Annotated in this window: 13 protein-coding genes and 1 pseudogene; 9 read left to right on the top strand and 5 right to left on the bottom strand. The window is 72.8% G+C overall.

The genetic code is table 11. The annotated features are described in order from the left end of the window. Window positions 1-8: 8 nt before the first annotated feature. Window positions 9-1,355 carry a DUF6716 putative glycosyltransferase gene (locus EBH09_RS22970; RefSeq protein ID WP_121748831.1) on the bottom strand — a complete coding sequence of 449 codons (1,347 nt, stop codon included), beginning with the start codon at window positions 1,353-1,355 and terminating at the stop codon, window positions 9-11. A 198-nt stretch (window positions 1,356-1,553) separates the two neighbouring features. Here EBH09_RS22970 and EBH09_RS22965 point away from each other — a divergent pair, with 198 nt between their 5' ends. The 6 genes from EBH09_RS22965 to EBH09_RS22940 all read left to right on the top strand — a co-directional run bounded on the left by EBH09_RS22965 (window position 1,554) and on the right by EBH09_RS22940 (window position 9,960). Continuing rightward, on the top strand, window positions 1,554-2,543 hold the full coding sequence (locus tag EBH09_RS22965) for a glycosyltransferase family 2 protein (protein WP_121748830.1): 990 nt from the start codon (window positions 1,554-1,556) through the stop codon (window positions 2,541-2,543). Then, window positions 2,540-3,895, top strand: a complete 1,356-nt coding sequence (locus EBH09_RS22960) for a polysialyltransferase family glycosyltransferase (RefSeq protein WP_121748829.1) — start codon at window positions 2,540-2,542, stop codon at window positions 3,893-3,895. The genes EBH09_RS22965 and EBH09_RS22960 overlap by 4 nt, the downstream gene beginning before the upstream one ends. Window positions 3,896-4,019: 124 nt before the next feature. Further along, complete coding sequence (locus EBH09_RS22955; protein ID WP_121749502.1) at window positions 4,020-5,285, top strand: tetratricopeptide repeat protein; 1,266 nt, start codon at window positions 4,020-4,022, stop codon at window positions 5,283-5,285. Next, entirely contained in the window at window positions 5,282-7,513 is a 2,232-nt protein-coding gene (locus EBH09_RS22950) for a polysaccharide pyruvyl transferase family protein (RefSeq protein WP_121748828.1), read from the top strand. The genes EBH09_RS22955 and EBH09_RS22950 overlap by 4 nt, the downstream gene beginning before the upstream one ends. Before the next feature lie 123 nt (window positions 7,514-7,636). Continuing rightward, window positions 7,637-8,602 carry a glycosyltransferase family 2 protein gene (locus EBH09_RS22945; RefSeq protein WP_121748827.1) on the top strand — a complete coding sequence of 322 codons (966 nt, stop codon included), beginning with the start codon at window positions 7,637-7,639 and terminating at the stop codon, window positions 8,600-8,602. A gap of 2 nt (window positions 8,603-8,604) precedes the next feature. Beyond that, entirely contained in the window at window positions 8,605-9,960 is a 1,356-nt protein-coding gene (locus tag EBH09_RS22940) for a polysialyltransferase family glycosyltransferase (RefSeq protein WP_121748826.1), read from the top strand. 85 nt (window positions 9,961-10,045) lie between these two features. Here the strand turns inward: EBH09_RS22940 and EBH09_RS22935 are convergent, their stop codons facing one another. Continuing rightward, a complete protein-coding gene (locus tag EBH09_RS22935) occupies window positions 10,046-11,137 on the bottom strand; it encodes an acyltransferase (protein WP_121748825.1) in 1,092 nt (363 codons plus the stop codon). Between the two features lie 331 nt (window positions 11,138-11,468). Between EBH09_RS22935 and EBH09_RS22930 the strand changes: the two are divergent. Together EBH09_RS22930 and EBH09_RS22925 are read left to right on the top strand one after the other, a co-directional pair. Continuing rightward, window positions 11,469-11,606: pseudogene (locus tag EBH09_RS22930) on the top strand (class I SAM-dependent methyltransferase); the annotation flags it as partial. A gap of 168 nt (window positions 11,607-11,774) precedes the next feature. Continuing rightward, entirely contained in the window at window positions 11,775-12,764 is a 990-nt protein-coding gene (locus EBH09_RS22925; protein WP_121748824.1) for a class I SAM-dependent methyltransferase, read from the top strand. Here the strand turns inward: EBH09_RS22925 and EBH09_RS22920 are convergent. After that, complete coding sequence (locus tag EBH09_RS22920; protein WP_121748823.1) at window positions 12,749-13,399, bottom strand: TetR/AcrR family transcriptional regulator; 651 nt, start codon at window positions 13,397-13,399, stop codon at window positions 12,749-12,751. The genes EBH09_RS22925 and EBH09_RS22920 overlap by 16 nt on opposite strands. Before the next feature lie 72 nt (window positions 13,400-13,471). Here EBH09_RS22920 and EBH09_RS22915 point away from each other — a divergent pair, with 72 nt between their 5' ends. Continuing rightward, the gene (locus EBH09_RS22915; RefSeq protein ID WP_121748822.1) at window positions 13,472-14,893 is read left to right on the top strand and encodes an FAD-dependent oxidoreductase; all 1,422 of its coding nucleotides are present in this window, start codon (window positions 13,472-13,474) and stop codon (window positions 14,891-14,893) included. Window positions 14,894-14,911: 18 nt separating this feature from the next. Here the strand turns inward: EBH09_RS22915 and EBH09_RS22910 are convergent, their stop codons facing one another. Together EBH09_RS22910 and EBH09_RS22905 are read right to left on the bottom strand one after the other, a co-directional pair. Beyond that, window positions 14,912-15,097: a hypothetical protein gene (locus EBH09_RS22910; protein WP_238697417.1), complete on the bottom strand. Its 186-nt coding sequence runs from the start codon at window positions 15,095-15,097 to the stop codon at window positions 14,912-14,914. 60 nt (window positions 15,098-15,157) lie between these two features. Next, window positions 15,158-16,738: a methylmalonyl-CoA mutase family protein gene (locus EBH09_RS22905; RefSeq protein WP_121748821.1), complete on the bottom strand. Its 1,581-nt coding sequence runs from the start codon at window positions 16,736-16,738 to the stop codon at window positions 15,158-15,160. Window positions 16,739-17,120 lie beyond the last annotated feature (382 nt).

Genomic DNA, 17,120 nt, shown 5'->3' with positions numbered 1-17,120 from the left:
CGGTGCGCTCACAGCTCCCCCATCCGCCGGATGACCGGAGCCACCCGCTGGACGCCGTGCCGGTAGGCGCCGCGTGCCGCCCGGCGCACCACCTGCCGGACCGGACCGGGCGCCTTGTCCGCGGCCGGCGCGCCGGGCAGCGGGGTGCCGTCGGGGCCCAGGTGGTGGCGGGCGAGGATGCCGGGCAGGTAGCCGGGGGCGGTGACCGGTGTGTAGTACGGGGCGAGCGGGGGCAGGCCGCCGGGCCGGCCGAGCAGCTCCGTGATGCGCCCCCGGGCCTCGTCGAAGGCGGTTTCGTAGCCGCCGTCCGCCGCCACCCCCTGCCGGGCGACCCACTCGGGGTCGGGTACGGGGCGGTGGGCCTCGTCGAGCTGGTCCCAGGAGGCGAGACAGCCGGAGCCGACGAAGTGGTGGTTGCCGAGCGCCTCACGCACGCCCAGGTCGGACAGTACGGCCGTGGGGATGCGGCGGTGCAGGGATTCCAGGGCCGCCGTGGAGCTGATGGTGACCAGCAGGTCGGTGCGGTCGAGGACGTCGCCCATGTGCCCGTAGACCAGGCGGAAGTTGGGCGGCGGGTCGGCCCGCTGCACCAGCTTCTGGTAGGGCAGCTCCTCGATGTGCGTGGTGTGCTCGCCGGGCTTGGAGCGCAGCTTGAGCAGCACCTCGCGCTCGGGGTGCCGGCGGGCGTGCCGGATCAGCCGTTCGAGGAGGTACGTACGGTCCTTGCGGTTGTCCGGCACGGAGGGCTGGGCGGCGAAGACGACCGTGTAGGGGCGTTCCCGCCCGTCGGGCTCGCCCGGGTAGGCGGCTCCGCCCAGGAAGGGCAGGGCGACCTCGGTCACCGCCGAGGCGTCGGCGCCGACCCCTTCGTACACGTCACGGAAACGGTCCGCGTCCTGACGGGAGTTGGCGAGGACGAGGTCGGCGCCGTGGCGCAGCAGCAGGCCGTCGGCGAGCTTCTCGTAGACGACGCCGACGTAGCCGGTGACGAGCACGGGGCGGTCGGCGCGGTCCTCCCAGACCCGCCCCAGGCCGTGCAGCATCGCCTGGACGCCGCCGCCGACCAGGGCGAGGACGAGGACGTCGTAGGACTCCTCGCCCGTCGCGTCGCCCATGGCGCGCAGGAACTCGACGGCGGTCACCTCGCGGAGCGAGTCCGCGGTGACGCCGACTTCCCGCAGCTGGCGGGCGGTGGGGGTGGCTCGGCCGCGCAGGAGGTAGCCGTCGAGGTGGATGTCCGTGTTCTCGGGGGCCCCGGGGGATATGCGGGTCGCGGTGAGCGCGCCCCATTTCCACCGGGTGTCGGAATCCGCCAGGACGGCGACTCGCAGGGCCTTCTTTGCACTTGCTGGCACGTCGTAGACGCTAGGAAGCCATTTCTAGGAACGGCCCAACCGGAATCCAACAAACGGTGAACAGCACATCGCCGAATGGGGATCCGGGCCGCCCCGCGTCCGTAAAAATGTTCGCTTCACTGCTTCGCCACGCCACGTTCACCCGGTGTCAAGGCGCAGGTAAAGCCGAATGCCGGGCCGCCGCATAACGTCGTTCACGTGCCCAAGCTCTCCGTCATCGTGCCGTTCTACAACGTGCGGCAATACACACCAGACACCCTGCGGAGTCTCAGCGCCAACGCGCGGGACGACTTCGAGTTCATTCTCGTCGACGACTGCTCGACCGACGGGACCGTGGATCTCCTCGCGCGCGCCGAGCGTGAGCTGCCGGGGGCGGTGCTGGTCATACACGAGCGCAACGGTGGCCTGGCGACCGCCCGCAACACCGGCATCGACCGGGCGCGCGGCGAGTACGTCACCTTCCTCGACGGCGACGACTGGCTGGCGCCCGGCCACTGCGCCCGGCTGGTGGAGACGATCGAGCGGCTGGGCGTCGACTTCGTGCGCACCGACCACGTGCAGTGCACGGGACGGAACCGCACGCTGCACCGGGTGCCGCACGGCCGGCGCAACGTGGCGCTGCGTCCGCGCGACGCGATCCTGCCCGCCCACCGGACCACCTCCGTCGACTACGCCTACGCGTGGGCGGGCGTCTACCACCGCCGGCTGGCCGAACGGGGCCTGCTGCACTTCACCGACGGACTGCGCACGGCCGAGGACCGGCCGTGGATCTGGAAGCTGCACCGGGAGGCGGAGTCCTTCGCGGTGACCGGACTGCTCGGTGTCTTCTACCGGCGCGGGGTGGCGTCCTCGCTCACCCAGATCGGTGACGTCCGCCAGCTCGACTTCATCCGCGCCTTCGACGAGGTGCTCGCGGGCGCGGCCGGGGACGCGGACGCCGCGCGGCTGGTGCCGAAGGCGGTGCGCACGTACTGCGCGATCATCTCCCACCATCTCGGTTCCGTCGAAAGGTTCGAGCCTGCCGTGGCCCGGATACTGAAGGCGAGGAGCGCGGCGGCGCTGCGGCGGATGCCGCAGGACGCGCTCGACGAGGTGCTCGGCTCGATGGACGCCGAGCGGGCCACGCGGCTGCGCCGGCTGCGCCGGCGCGCGACCGCGGGTCAGCCGGAAGCGGGGGCGGCGGCGTGACCACACAGATCTTCCTGGCGTCGACGCTGTACGGCACGGCCACGCTCGCCGCGGCCCTGGACACCGGCTGCTTCGAACCGGCCGACCGGCGGATCCTGCTGGTCTCCAACAACGCGGCGACGCCCGAGACGGCCCCGTCCGTGGACGAGATGCCCGGGTTCGAGCGGTTGCGGGGCCGGTTCGACGACGTGGTGTCGTGGAACGAGGCGATCCGCCCCTTCCACCCCGGCGGCTGGTCGCCTCGGCTGGAGGACGTGCCGATGTGGGAGCGGCACCTGCGGCTGGCCTGGGGGCTGGGCGACGACGACGTGGCGCTGGCCGTGGAGTCGATCCAGGCGCACCCGGCGCTCGGGGTGTCGCAGATCTTCACCGACGCGCCCCTGACCGTCTACGCGGACGGCCTGATGAGCTACGGGCCCACCCGCACCAAGCTCGCCCCGCTGGTCGGCACGCGCGTGGAGCGGCTGCTCCACCTGGACCTGGTGCCGGGGCTCGCGCCGCTGCTGCTGACCGAGTTCGGCGTGGAGCCGGAGATCGTGCCGTCCCCGGCGTTCACCAAGGTGCTGGCCGAACTGGCGGACACCGGCGTCGGCCTGGCGGACACCGGCGCCGGTCTGCCGGACGTGGAGCGGCCCGCGGTGCTGCTCGGCCAGTACCTGTCGGCGCTGGGCATCCTCTCCGCCGAGGAGGAGGAGAACCTGCACGTGCGGATGCTGACCGGCGCCGCCGGCCTCGGGCACACGCGCGTGGTGTTCAAGGCGCACCCCACGGCTCCGGCCCGTTTCACCCGTGTCCTGGAGCAGGAGGCCGAGCGGCTCGGCGTCGACCTCACCGTGGTGGAGACACCGGTCCTCGCCGAGGTGCTGTTCCAGCGGACGCGTCCGGCGCTGGTCGTCGGCTGCTTCTCCACGGCCCTGCTCACCGCGTCCGCGCTGTACGGCCTGCCGGTCGCCCGCGTCGGCACCGAGACGCTGCTGGACCGGCTGACGCCGTACGAGAACAGCAACCGTGTCCCGGCCACCATCGTGGACGCGCTCCTTCCGGACCTGTCCGACGCAGCCGCCGTCACCGAGGGGCGGCAGGGCACGGACATCGGCGCGCTCGCCGCGCTGGTGCGGACCGTGGGGTTCGCGATGCAGCCGAAGGTACTGCCGGAGCTGCGGCCGGCGGCCGAGAAGTACCTGCGCGAGCACCTGGACGCGCGCACCTGGCGGTATTTCAAGAAGCGCCGGCTCACCTCCCTGGGGCTGCCGGGCGGCATTCCGGCGCGGCTCGGGTTCCTGCCGCACAACTCCACGGCGCGGAAGGTGGTGCGCCGGGCGCGGGCCGTCCGGCGCTCGATGGGGCGGTGAGGCCGGACGGTGGGCACCGGCCGCCCGCCGGGGGGAGAGTGTTCACCCACCGTCCGCCGGACAGCCACCCGCGACCCGTCGTGCTGGGGCACATTCGGCCTCCGATCGGAGAACGGTGGAACGCATGACGAAGCCCCTGGCGGGATTGTTCAAGGCACGGCAGAAAGAAGCCGCCAGGCCGGCGCTGTACGCCCGGGGCATGCGACTGTGCGGTGAGCACCTCGCGGTGCGGGGCGCCGGGACCACTCCCCCGCAGGCCAGGCTCACCCAGGCCATCGGCGCCCTGGCGGCCTCCCTCGACAGCCCCGCGGCCGACCACTTCGACGCCCTGCTCCAGGTCGGCGAGCGCGCCCTGGAGGCCGGCGGGGACAGCGGGCTCGGCCTGGCGCTGGGCGTCGCCGAGACGTCGGCCCGGATCCGGGAGCGGTCCAAGGGGGCGTGGCGGCTGCGCGGCCTGGCCCTGGACGGTCTCGGCCGCGGTGACGAGGCGCTGGAGTGCTACGAGCGGTACGTCACGCTGCTGCCGAACGGCGATGCGGCGCCCGAGGTCGCCCGCAGGATGGACACCCTGCGGCGCCGGCGGGCCTGCCTCGACGCGGCCGTCGCGCTCTTCCCCGAGGCCGGCTCCGAACTGCGCGACCTGCTCGGACAGCCCCATGCGACCACCGCGGCCGTCTCGCCGCGGTTCGCCGCGTACGTACGGGCGCGGGTCGCCGAGCACGGCCTGGGCGACCCCGGCGTACGGCGCCTCCTGGAGCTGTACGGCACGTACCGCCGGCTCGTCGAACGGGCCGGGATGCCGGACCCGTTGCTCGGCGGCGGCACCCCGATCGGCGTCGGCGGTCTGCGGGGCCTGGTCGCGGGGCGGACGGTGTGCCTGGTCGCGAACGCCGGTGACGTCGCCGGGAGCACGCTGGGCGCCGAGATCGACCGCTACGACCTGGTGGTGCGCTGCGACGCGTTCCGCGTCCGGGCCGAGGGCACCGGCGAGCGCACCGATCTGCACGCCGTCTCGCTGCGGGGCGACGCCCCGTGGGAGGGGCCCGCCTGGACGCGGCCGGCCGGTGTCCGGCTGGTGTTCGGCGACCCGGCCGCCGCCTGGCGCCGCGCCACCCGGGAACGGCTCGTTCCCGGCGCGCAGGACCACGTCGGGGACGCCTCCCTGCGCCGGCCCCTGGTCGACCCGGCCCTGCTGGGCGAGGACGGCTGGGGGACGGCGGCGACCACGGCCTTCACCGTTCTCAGGCTCCTGGACTTCCTGGACGCGAGCCCCCGCCTGGACCTCATCGGCTTCACCCTGCCCGGCCGGCTGCGGCCCAGGGAGGCCGAGTGGGTCATGGACCGCGCGACGCACGTCGACGACAGCAAGATGAGGATCGCCCTGCGATGACCCACTCCTCCGCCTCCTCCGCGGACGACCGGAGCACCGTCACCGGCAGACGCCGGATCGCCTTCGCCGTCCACACCGACGAGGACGGCCTGCCCGGCCTCCCCGCCCTGATACGCAGCCTGGCGCTGACCAACCCGGGCGTGTGCGAGGACTTCGTGGTCCTGCACCGCGGTCTGCCCGACGCCTCGTTCGACCCGCTGCGCCGACTGCACCCGCGCGTCGTCACGCGCCGGGCCGAGGGCCGTGGGGACGTCTTCCGGCTGGCGGACTACGACACCGTCGTCGCCCTGGATCCCGCCATGGTGGTCCTGGGCGACATCGGTGAGCTGCTGCGGATGCGCCACGGGGTGGGCGCCGTCGCCCAGTTGGTGTGCGCCGGGGAGGCCGGGGAGCGGCGCGTCGTACTGCCGGACGGTCTCCTCGTCGTCCAGCGCGCCGACGTGGACGACGCCCTGGCGGCCCGGCTCTCCGGCGTCACCGAGGACCTCGGGCCGGTGCTCGACGGCGTGCTGGCCCCGCTCGACGCGCGGTACGACTTCCTCGCCCGCCGCCTCCACGACGACCTGCCGGTGCCCGCGCACGTCACCGTCCTGCGCTTCACCGGTCCGCTCGACGCGCCCGGATACGGCCCGGCCGTCGAGGCGCGCCGCCGCTTCGAGATGAGCGACGAGGAGTTCCGGGCCGCCTACTGCGCCCTGCCCGGACGCAAGCATCCCGACCTGCTGGCGCACTGCGCGCCGCCCCTGCTGGCGGCCCGCCCCTCCCTGGACCTCGCCCGTACGGTCGCCGACGTGTACCGCGGGCAGGGACGCTACGACGAGGCCGTCGAGGCCCTCGCCCCGGTCGTCGCGGACCGGCTGGACGCGCCGCGCTGCCACGAGACGCTCGGCCTGTGCCTGATGGCGCTCTCGCGCTACGACGAGGCCGAGGGGCATCTGCTGCTCGCGGCGGCGTCCCCCGACGTCGCCCCGCGCGCCTTCGCGCAGCTCGCCCGCCTGTCCTGGCTGTGCGGGCGGGAGGAGGACGCGCACGCCTACGCCCGCGAGGGCCTGGACGCCGACCCCACCGACGCCGGCTGCCACAGCTGGTACACGCGCACCCGCCCGGAGGTCCCGGAGCCGCGGCAGCCGGGCGACGCCGCCGGGGACCAGCTGGCGCACGTGGCCCTGTTCGCCGAGGGCAACGAGAACGCGGGGGACAAGGTCCTGCCCGAGGCCGTGCGCATGTGCTTCGGCCCGGACACCGGCCCGCGCCGCTGGTACCCGCAGCCCGTGCACCGGCTGGTCGACGAGGCCGCGCTGGAGCAGCTGAACGCGCGGCGCGGGGTGATCGTGGGCGGCGGCGGGCTCTTCCTCCCGGACACCTCCCCCAACGGCAACAGCCACTGGCAGTGGAACGTGCCGGACGACCTCCTGGCCCGCGTCACCGCGCCGCTGGCGGTGTTCGCGGTCGGCTACAACGTGTTCGACGGGCAGCTCTACCGCCGGGGCCGGTTCGCCGAGAGCCTGCGGGTCCTGGTCGAACGGTCGGCGTTCTTCGGGCTGCGCAACCACGGTTCGATCGACCGGGTCCGCGAGCTGCTCCCCGCCGGTCTGCGCGACCGGGTGCGCTACCAGCCCTGCCCGACCACGGTGGCCCGGCACCTCGACCCCGGCCTGCTCGCTCCGCCGGAGCGGTCCGACACCGTCCTGGTCAACTGCGCGTACGACCGCGCGGGCCTGCGGTTCGGGCACGACTACGGCCACTTCCTCGCCCAGATGGCCACCGCGCTGCGCGGTCTGCGGGAGCGGGCGGACGTGCGGTACGCGGCCCACATGCCGGCCGACGAGAAGTTCGTGCACGACCTGCGCCGGGAGCACGGCCTCGCGCTGCCCGTCGAGCAGCTCTACGACCTGTCGAACGACGGGATCCGGGATCTGTACCGCCGGTCGCGGCTGGTGATCGGGATGCGCGGGCACGCCGGGATGATCCCCTTCGGCTGCGGGACCCCGATCCTCAGCCTGGTCTCCCACCCGAAGCTCGCCTACTTCCTGTCCGACATCGGGCGCCGGGACTGGGGGCTGTCCGTGCACGACCGCGGGCTGGGCCCCCGGCTCGCGGAGCGGGCCTCGGCGATCCTCGACGACCACGCGGCGGCGGTGGCGGACGTGCACACCGCGCAGGAATTCCTGTGGAAGACCACTCGGTCGAACATCGAGGAACTGCAAAATACCTTCGGATCGGCCTGAGACACCAAGAATTCACCTCCCCTGCGAATGGAGTTCGCTTCTCCGCGCCTTCTTCGACACCGCCGAATCCGGGAGCGTGGCTAGCCTGTTCCAATCCCCGACCTTCTAGCGTGAGAGGCCCGTGTGCCGAAACTGTCCGTCGTCGTCCCCATGCACAATGTGGAAGCATTCGCCGAGAGCACGCTGAGAAGTCTCGCCAACAACGCGGGCCCCGACTTCGAGTTCCTGCTCGTCGACGACTGCTCCACGGATTCCACCTCTTGGGCGGTGGACCGCTGGGCGGAGGGACGTTCCGACGCCAGGGTGATCCGGCACGAGAAGAACATGGGCATCGCCCAGGCGCGCAACAGCGGAATCGACGCGGCCCGCGGCGACTTCGTCACCTTCCTCGACGGCGACGACTGGTACGGGCCCGGGTATCTCACCGAGCTGGTCTCCTGGATGGAGGAGTTGGGCTGCGACTTCGCCCGCACCGACCACGTCCAGGCCACCGGCACCGAGCGGGTGGTCCGGCGGCCCCCGGCCCCCGTGCGCAACACCGTGATGGACCCACGCGACGGGATAGCGCCTCCCCACATGGAGACGATGGTCGACTACCCCTTCGTCTGGGCGGGGATCTACCGCCGGCACCTCTTCGACGACGGCGGGATGCGCTTCGCGACCGAACTGCGCACGGCCGAGGACCGGCTGTGGATCTGGCGCCTGCACCTGAAGGCCGAGTCGTACGCGTCCGTCGGTCTGCACGGGGTGTTCTACCGGCGGGGCGTCGCCACCTCGCTCACCCAGATCAAGGACTCCCGCCAGCTGGACTTCATCCCGGCCTACGACATGCTCCTGGCGGACCTGCTGAAGGACCCGGAGGCCGAGCGCTTCCTCCCCAAGGCCGTACGGACGTACTGCGCCATGATCGCCTTCCACATCGGCAAGGTGAACGAGTACGAGGCATCGGCGGCCCAGCGGCTGCGGCGCGAAGCGCGGGACGCTCTGCACCGGATGCCCCAGCACGTGCTGGACGAGACCCTCCGGACCATCGACAGCACTCGGAGCAGGTTGCTCAGCCGCCTGCGTGACGGGCGGAAGGCTGCGTGACCATGCCCCTCAAGACCCAGATCTTCCAGGTCTCCACCCTGTACGGAGCGGCCACCCTCGCCGCGGCGCTCGACGCGGGCCTGTTCGGGCCGCGCGACGGGGCCCGGCGCATCCTGCTGGTCTCCAACAACGCCGCCATACCCGAGACCGCGCTGCGCCTCGACGAGATGCACGGCTACGAGCGAATAACCGGCCGGTTCGACTCCGTGGTCGGCTGGAACGAGGCGATCCGCCCGCACCACCCCAGCTCCTGGGGTCCGCGCGGGAACGACGTGCCGCTGTGGCAGAAGGCGTTCCGTCTCGCCTGGGGCATCGGCGAGCGGGACATGATCGAGCTCGCCGTCGAGTCGATCCAGGTCAATCCGGCCCGCGCGCTGGCGGCGATCTTCTCCGAGAGCACCGTCCACGTGTACGCCGACGGCCTGATGAGCTACGGTCCGACCCGCGAGAAGCTGCCGCTGACCATCGCGCGCCGCATTCGACGGCTGCTCCACCTCGACCTGATACCGGGTCTGCGGCCGATGCTGCTGTCCGAGTACGGCGTCCCGCCCGAGGTCGTCCCGGACGGGGCGTTCCGCGCGGTGCTCGACGAGATCTCCCACGACGCGGCGGACGACCCGCGACTGGCGCCCGTGCTGCGGGAGCAGCCGACCGCCGTACTGCTCGGCCAGTATCTGGCGGCGATCAACATCCTGGGCGCGGAGGAGGAAGAGGACCTCCACGTCCGCATGCTCACCGGGGCCGCGCGCGCCGGGCACCGGTCCGTCGTCTTCAAGCCCCACCCGACCGCGCCCGCCGGCTACACGGCCGCGCTGAGCAAGGCGGCGGCGGACGCGGGCGTGCGGCTCACCGTGCTGGACGCGCCCCTGCTGGCCGAGACGCTGTACCACCACTGCGCGCCCGAACTCGTCGTCGGCTGCTTCTCCACGGCGATGGTGACCGCCTCCGCCTACTACGACGTGCCCATCGCCCGGGTGGGGACGGCGCTGGTGATGGAGCGGCTCAAGCCGTACCCGAACAGCAACCGCGTGCCCCTGGCCGTCGTCGACCACCTGGTGCCCGACCTGGAGCGCGGTCGGACGCCCGCACTCGTCGGCACGGTCCCCGAGACGCTGTCACCGCTGGTCCGGGCGATCGGTTTCTGCATGCAGCCCAAGACGTACGCGGATCTGCGCGAGCCGACGGAGACCTGGCTGCGCGCCAACCTGGCCACCGGCCCCGGCTACTACTTCCCCGAGCTGCGGCTGACCGAGCTGGGCCTGCCCGGCAGCCGTCCGCAACTGCGCGCGAAGCTCCAGGTGCGGCGGGCCCGGCGCGTGGTGCGCAGGGCGGTGCGGCGCGGCGCCGGGAAGAAGTGACCGGGCGCCCCGGGCCCCGACCGTGACGGAGCCCACTTCCGCCGAGTGGCCGAAGGGGGCTCCGGTGTCGCACGCGCCGCCCGGCTCAGCCCAGCCAGCGGCCCAGCCGCAGCCGCGTCCACAGCAGGGCGGCGGCGAAGGACAGCACGACCGTGGCGACCGTCAGTCCCACGAGCCCGCCCACGGCGGCCGGCCAGCCCGCGTCCGCCGACACCACGTGCGGGGCGACGGCCTCCAGGAACAGCAGGTGGACCAGGTAGGCGCCGAAGGAGGCCCCGGCGAGCCTGCCCAGCAGCGGGCGGAACCTCTCGGGCACCCTGATCCGGCCGAGGGCCATCAGCAGGGCCCCCGCCAACAGCGCCACCACGACCGACGCGTAGGGGCTCGGGAAGTGCACCCGGTGCTCGTACACGGCCACCGCCCCCCACGCGCACAGCCCGCCGGCCAGCCAGAGCAGGCGCCGCCCGCGGCCCGCGACCGCGGAGCCCGGCAGCGACAGCAGTACGGCGCCGGCGACCGCGTACACGATCTGGTAGACGCCGAACTGCCAGGCGAAGGGGGGTACACGGACGTCGAGCAGCCGCCCGAGGTCGCCCAGGAGGGTCGGGGCCAGCGCCAGGCCGAGAAGGGCCGCGCCCGCGCCCCAGGGGCGCTTGCCCGCACGGACCAGAACGGCCACGGACAGCAGCAGGATCACCGGGACGTAGGCGTACAGGTACCAGAGGTGGAAGGCGGGCCGTACGGAGCCGAACACGGCGTCCCACGCGAGCTCTCGCGTGGGGTCGGTGTTGGCGTCCCGTGCCCAGTCCCACACCAGGTAGGCGGCGGTCCAGACGGCCATCGGCACGACGATGCGGGTCAGCCGCTTGCGGATCTGCCCGTCGTCCCGGGGCGGCGCCCCGCTCAGCACGACCCAGCCGGCGATCGCGAAGAACAGCGGCACGGCGCACCGGCTCAGCGCGTCCCCGGCGAGCGCGACCCAGTACACGGGTCCGCCTCCGGAGGGGTCGCGGCCCACGGCCTTCATGAGTTCGCCCGCCGCGTGGCAGACGATGACCCCGATCGAGGCCAGGACCCGGACGAGGTCGATGTCGTACCGGTGCTCGCCCCGGGGACGCGGGGCCGGTGTCCCCGCGTCGGCGGGGACGGCTTCGCGCACGGGCTCGGCGGCGGTCATGGGCTCGGCGGCGATGGGTGGTCACTCCCGGGTAGGACGCGCGGGCCCGCCGGTGTCCGGCAGGGCTCGGGGATCGATGCAGGCTATGAGAGCGCCGCGAGCCGCGGGAACCCGTCCCGGATGAACTTCGGCCACGTGTGCGTGACCTTCCGGTGAACAGAGAGGGCGGCCATCGTTCCGCCATGCGGCGTTCGGCAGAAGTTCCTCTCCCGGCCCGTTCGACAACTCCGCTTCCGGCCGGGCACCTCCCTAGTCTTGCCCCACCCACCCCACAGGCGTTCCACGTACCCGCACGTTCACCCTCCGTGACGGATTGAGGTCGTTGACCCATGCGATCGTCGTCCTGGACGACTACGGCGACCCCGGCTGGCCCGGCGTCAAGGAGGCCCTGGACGACCACCTGGAGGACGGCACCCGCCTGACGTACCTGGGCAAGGCGGCCCACTCGGCGTACCTGCGGGCTACCTGAGCGCGGACGAGCGACCGGCACGGTCGAAGTCGAGGAGCGGGAGCCGTTGCCCCCCGGGTGGCTGCGGACGGTGCCGACCCGGGCACGTTAAGCGATTCGTGCGATTTTCCGGCCACCATATCGTGCGCGCTGACTCCTTTTCGTGCGTCGAGGGGGCATCCTCCCCTCATGGCCACTGCGCAAGAGACGCACGAGTACCCCGGTGAGCTGAACGACGTCCCCGGCTGGTTCTGGCCGCTCGACCAGGTGCTGTTCTCCTGGTTCCTGGAGCGGCAGGAGCGGCGGGGCACCGACGGCGATCTGCTCGAACTGGGCGCCTACCTGGGCAAGAGCGCGATCCTGCTGGGGCACCATCTGCGGGACGGCGAGACGCTCACCGTCTGCGACCTGTTCGAGACCGAGCCGCCGGACGCGGCCAACCGGGCGGAGGCGGCCAAATCGTACTCCACGCTCACCCGGCAGGCCTTCGAGCGGAACTACCTCTCCTTCCACGAGACATTGCCGGCGATCATCCAGGCACCCAGCTCCGCGGTCACCGACGCGGTCGCGCCCGGCAGCTGCCGCTTCGCCCACATCGACGCCTCGCACCTGTACGAGCACGTCCAGGGCGACATCGGTGCGGCCCGGGACCTGCTGCTGCCGGACGGCATCGTCGTCCTCGACGACTTCCGCAGCGAGCACACCCCCGGGGTGGCCGTGGCCTCCTGGGAGGCCGTGCTCAACCGCGGGCTGCGGCCCGTCTGCCTGAGCAGCCAGAAGCTGTACGGCACCTGGGGCGACCCCGAGCCGGTCCAGGAGGAGCTGCTCGCCGCCCTGCGCGGGCGCGACGACGTCGCCGTGACCGTGGAGCAGGCGGCCGGGCACCGGCTGGTCCGGGCCCGCGCCAAGGGCAAGCGGATGCGGCCTCCCTCGCTGCCCTCCTCGCGGCACCCGGCGCCCGCGGCGGCACCGCGCCCTGATGCCGGGCCGGTGCCGGGGCCGCCGCAGCAGCCGCGTCCGGCGGGCGGCGCGGCGTGTACGACACGGCCGCCGGCTCCGCGTGACCGCGCCCGCCGTCTCGCCCTGGACCTGCTGCCGCCGGTCGTCACCCGTGCGGTGCGCGGGTACCGGGCGGCGCAGCGGGCGAAGGCGTCCGGCGCGGCTCAGTCGAGGCGGTAGGCCGCCCCGATCCCCGCGATCACCAGCGCCAGCCCCTCCTCGAAGTGCCGCTCGTAGTCCGTGAAGATCTCCGCGCCCGCCGCGGCCGTCAGGGGGAAACCGGCCATCAGGCGGGCGCGTTCGTCCATGTCGTAGCCCTCCCTGCGCTCGCCGGGCAGGGGCTGCACGCCCTGTTCCTCGGTGACGAAGCCGAGGGTGAAGAGGTACGCCGTCGTGGTCGCCCGCACCGCCTGCGCCAGGGTGAGGCCGACGCCGGTGAACAGGCGCAGGTTCTCCTCCATCTGCCCGGCGTGCTCCGCGCCGGTGAAGCGGGAGCCACTGAACACCTTGGCGCCGTCGCGGTAGCCGAGCAGGGCGACCCGCAGGCCGCGGTTGGCCTTGAGCAGCCGCTCCCGCCAGGTGTCCGCCGGGTCGAGGGAGCTCCCGGCGATCATCCGCCGGTACATCTCGGTGGCCATCTCGTCGAGCAGGGCCTGCTTGTCCTTGAAGTGCCAGTACAGAGCCGGCGCCTTGACGTCCAGCTCCCTGGCGATGGTGCGCAGGGTCAGGCCGTCCAGACCGACCTCGTTCAGCAGTTTCAGCGCCGTGTCCGCGACCCGTCGGCGGTCGAGGGGTGTGCGTCGTTCCGTACCCACGCTTGACAGCTTAACGGCGTTAAGTCCATTCTCGGACCCAGGTGGCACTTAACAACGTTAAGGAGAGCGGTCATGGGAACGGATACGGACGTTCTGGTCGTCGGCGCGGGCCCCACCGGTCTCGCTCTCGGCGCCGACCTGGCCCGGCGCGGGGTGGACGCGCTGGTCGTGGAGCGCGCCGAGGGGCTGTTCCCCGGCTCGCGGGGCAAGGGCATCCAGCCCCGCACAATGGAGGTCTTCGACGACCTCGGCGTCCTCGGCGCGATCCGCGCGGCGGGCGGGGGCTACCCGGTCGGCATGGTCTGGCAGAACGGTGAGCGGCTCGGCGAGCACCCGATGTCCGACCCGGCGGAAGCGAGCGAGGACTCGCCGTACAACGAGCCGTGGATGGTGCCGCAGTGGCGCACGCAGGAGATCCTGCTGGCCCGGCTGGAGGAGCTGGGCGGCTCGGTCGCCTTCGGCCGGGAGGTCACCGTCGTCACCCAGGACGCGGACGGCGTGACCGCGTACCTCACCTCCGGCAGCACCCTGCGCGCCCGCTACCTGGTCGCGGCCGACGGCGGCCGGTCGGCGGTGCGCCGCGCGCTGGGCGTCGGCATGACCGGCGAGACCGTCGACCCGAGCCCGATGCTGGTCGCGGACGTCCGGATCACCGGCCTGGACCGCGACCACTGGCACGTCTTCCCGCCCGCCGACGGCAGCCCCGCCTTCCTCGCCGTCTGCCCGCTGGCCGGCACCGAGGACTTCCAGGTGGTCGCCCAGTTCCCCGAGGGCACGGCGGTGGACCTCACCCCGGACGGCATCCGCAAGGTCGTCGCGGAGCGCTCGCACCTCGCCCCCGAGGACGTGACCGAGGTGCGCTGGGCCTCGGACTTCCGGCCGCGCGCGGCCCTGGCCGACCGTTTCCGCGCGGGCCGGGTCTTCCTCGCCGGGGACGCCGCGCACGTGCACTCGCCTGCGGGCGGCCAGGGCCTGAACACGAGCGTCCAGGACGCCTACAACCTGGGCTGGAAGCTGAGCGCGGTGCTGACGGGCGGGGCTCCGGCCACGCTCCTGGACAGCTACGAGGAGGAGCGGCGCCCCATCGCCGTCGGGGTGCTCGGCCTGTCGACCGGCGTCCACCGGGGCGAGGTGCGGCGCGGTGGGGCGACGCGGCAGCTGGGGCTGGGGTACCGGGACTCGTCCCTGACTGCGGAGACCCGGGCGGCGGTCGCGGAGGGTGCGGTGCGGGCCGGGGACCGGGCGCCGGACGGCACGGTGGGCGGCGTACGGCTCTTCGACGCCTTCCGGGGGCCGCACTGGACGCTGGTGGCGCTGGGCGTCGACGTTCCCGACGGGGCCGTGGGGGCGGCGGTGCGGGTGGTGCGCGGGACGGCCCAGGGTGCGTACGGGGCGGGGGTGTTCCTGGTGCGGCCGGACGGGTATGTGGGGTGGGCCGGGGACACGCCGGACGGCCTCGGCGGGTACCTGGAACGGTTCGGGCTGCCCGGCTGACGGCCCGAGCCGACTTCGTCAGTCCTCGCCGTCGAGGAGGCTGCCGACGGAGAGGTCCAGACGGACGCCGGCGGATTCAGGGATGGGGAAGCTTTCGCCACGCTTGTGACGGACGGACGGACGGACGGGGTCGGGGTACTTGCCGTGGGCCGGCTTGGCGCAGAGAAGGACCTCGTCGTGGTGGCGGTCCACGACGAGGTACACGGGAATGCCGGCGTGAGCGTAGACGCCGACCTTGCTGACCGTGTCCTGAGACCAGTTGGCTCAGAAGGCATCCGAGGGCACGTACGTCCCCCAGACCTCCCGCAGCGCGTTGCACACCTCGCCCACCGTCGCCCGGGCCCGAAGGGCGTCCTTCATCGGGTACAGGACGTTGTCCTCGCCCTCGGCCGCCTTCTTCAGGGCCGCCAGTGCCGTGTCCACCGCCTGCTGGTCGCGCTCCGCGCGCAGCCTCGCGAGGCGCGCGGCCTGCTGGGCCTCGATGGCCGGGTCGACGCGGAGGGGCTCGTACGGCTCCTCCTCGTCGAGCTGGAAACGGTTGACGCCGACCACGACCCGCTCGCCCGAGTCGGTCTCCTGGGCGATGCGGTAGGCCGAGCGCTCGATCTCGCTCTTCTGGAAGCCGTGCTCGATGGCGTTGACCGCGCCGCCGAGGTCCTCGACCTTCCGCATCAGCTCCAGGGCCGCCGTCTCGACGTCGTCGGTCATCTTCTCGACGACGTAGGAGCCGGCGAAGGGGTCGACGGTCGCCGTCACGTCCGTCTCGTAGGCGAGGACCTGCTGCGTGCGCAGGGCCAGGCGCGCGGACTTGTCGGTCGGCAGCGCGATGGCCTCGTCGAAGGAGTTGGTGTGCAGGGACTGCGTGCCGCCGAGGACGGCGCCCAGGCCCTGTACGGCGACGCGGACGAGGTTGACCTCGGGCTGCTGGGCGGTCAGCTGCACGCCTGCGGTCTGCGTGTGGAAGCGGAGCATCAGGGACTTGGGGTTCTTGGCGCCGAACTCCTCGCGCATCACCCGCGCCCAGATCCGGCGGGCCGCCCGGAACTTGGCGACCTCCTCCAGGATCGTCGTACGGGCCACGAAGAAGAAGGAGAGTCGCGGGGCGAAGTCGTCGACGTCCATGCCGGCCGCGACCGCCGTACGCACGTACTCGATGCCGTCCGCGAGGGTGAACGCGATCTCCTGCGCGGGCGAGGCCCCGGCCTCGGCCATGTGGTAGCCGGAGATCGAGATGGTGTTCCACTTCGGGATCTCGGCCTTGCAGTACTTGAAGATGTCCGCGATCAGCCGCAGCGACGGCTTGGGCGGGAAGATGTACGTCCCGCGCGCGATGTACTCCTTCAGCACGTCGTTCTGGATCGTGCCGGTGAGCTGGTCGGCGCCTACGCCCTGCTCCTCGGCGACGAGTTGGTAGAGCAGGAGCAGCAGGGAGGCGGGGGCGTTGATGGTCATCGACGTCGAGACCTTGTCCAGCGGAATCCCGCCGAACAGCACCCGCATGTCGTCGATCGAGTCGATCGCCACGCCGACCTTGCCGACCTCACCGCTCGCGATCGGCGCGTCGGAGTCGTGGCCCATCTGGGTGGGCAGGTCGAAGGCGACCGACAGGCCCATCGTGCCGTTGGCGATCAGCTGCTTGTAGCGGGCGTTGGACTCCGTCGCCGTGCCGAAACCGGCGTACTGGCGCATCGTCCACGGCCGGCCGGTGTACATCGACGGGTACACGCCTCGGGTGAAGGGGTACTTCCCGGGCTCGCCGAGCTTCTCGGCCGGGTCCCAGTCCGCCTGGGTGTCGGGCCCGTAGACCGGTTCGATGGGCAGTCCGGACTCAGACTCGCGCGCCATGGTGTGTTGCCTCCCGCTGAGCACATGTTCGAACTGCTCGAACTACCCGTCAGATACTCGCCAGTACAGACCGACCTTCGACGGACTGTATCGGCGTGCGCGCCACCCGGTGCAGGGGCGCACGCTGGGACCTTGCTCACAGCCTCGGTGCGGTCCCGGTCACAACGATGCCGTGCCGTTCATTCCGCGTCATCCGCGGGGAACATCTCAGGGGACGTCCGTGCGGGACGGTGAGACGGCGGGGGGCCGTGATGCGTATGACGGGCACGGGGAGCATGGGGAGGGCGGTCGCCGTCGCCCTGGGGGCCGCGCTGGCGGCGGGCGGCTGCACCGTGCAGGGCACGAGCGCCGACGGCGCGGGGCGCGCGCCGGTGCACATAGA

This window comes from Streptomyces sp. E2N166 (assembly GCF_003671715.1).
Lineage (GTDB): Bacteria > Actinomycetota > Actinomycetes > Streptomycetales > Streptomycetaceae > Streptomyces > Streptomyces thinghirensis.
Note: the sequence above shows the minus strand (reverse complement) of the source record. Positions and strands in the feature narration are given on the sequence as shown.

Excerpts from the sequence above, each read along its gene's own strand:
- EBH09_RS22955 (WP_121749502.1), top strand. The coding sequence starts at position 4,020 with ATGACGAAGCCCCTGGCGGGATTGTTCAAGGCACGGCAGAAAGAAGCC.
- EBH09_RS22905 (WP_121748821.1), bottom strand. The coding sequence starts at position 16,738 with ATGGCGCGCGAGTCTGAGTCCGGACTGCCCATCGAACCGGTCTACGGG.
- EBH09_RS22935 (WP_121748825.1), bottom strand. The coding sequence starts at position 11,137 with ATGACCGCCGCCGAGCCCGTGCGCGAAGCCGTCCCCGCCGACGCGGGG.
- EBH09_RS22940 (WP_121748826.1), top strand. The coding sequence starts at position 8,605 with ATGCCCCTCAAGACCCAGATCTTCCAGGTCTCCACCCTGTACGGAGCG.
- EBH09_RS22950 (WP_121748828.1), top strand. The coding sequence starts at position 5,282 with ATGACCCACTCCTCCGCCTCCTCCGCGGACGACCGGAGCACCGTCACC.
- EBH09_RS22925 (WP_121748824.1), top strand. The coding sequence starts at position 11,775 with ATGGCCACTGCGCAAGAGACGCACGAGTACCCCGGTGAGCTGAACGAC.
- EBH09_RS22915 (WP_121748822.1), top strand. The coding sequence starts at position 13,472 with ATGGGAACGGATACGGACGTTCTGGTCGTCGGCGCGGGCCCCACCGGT.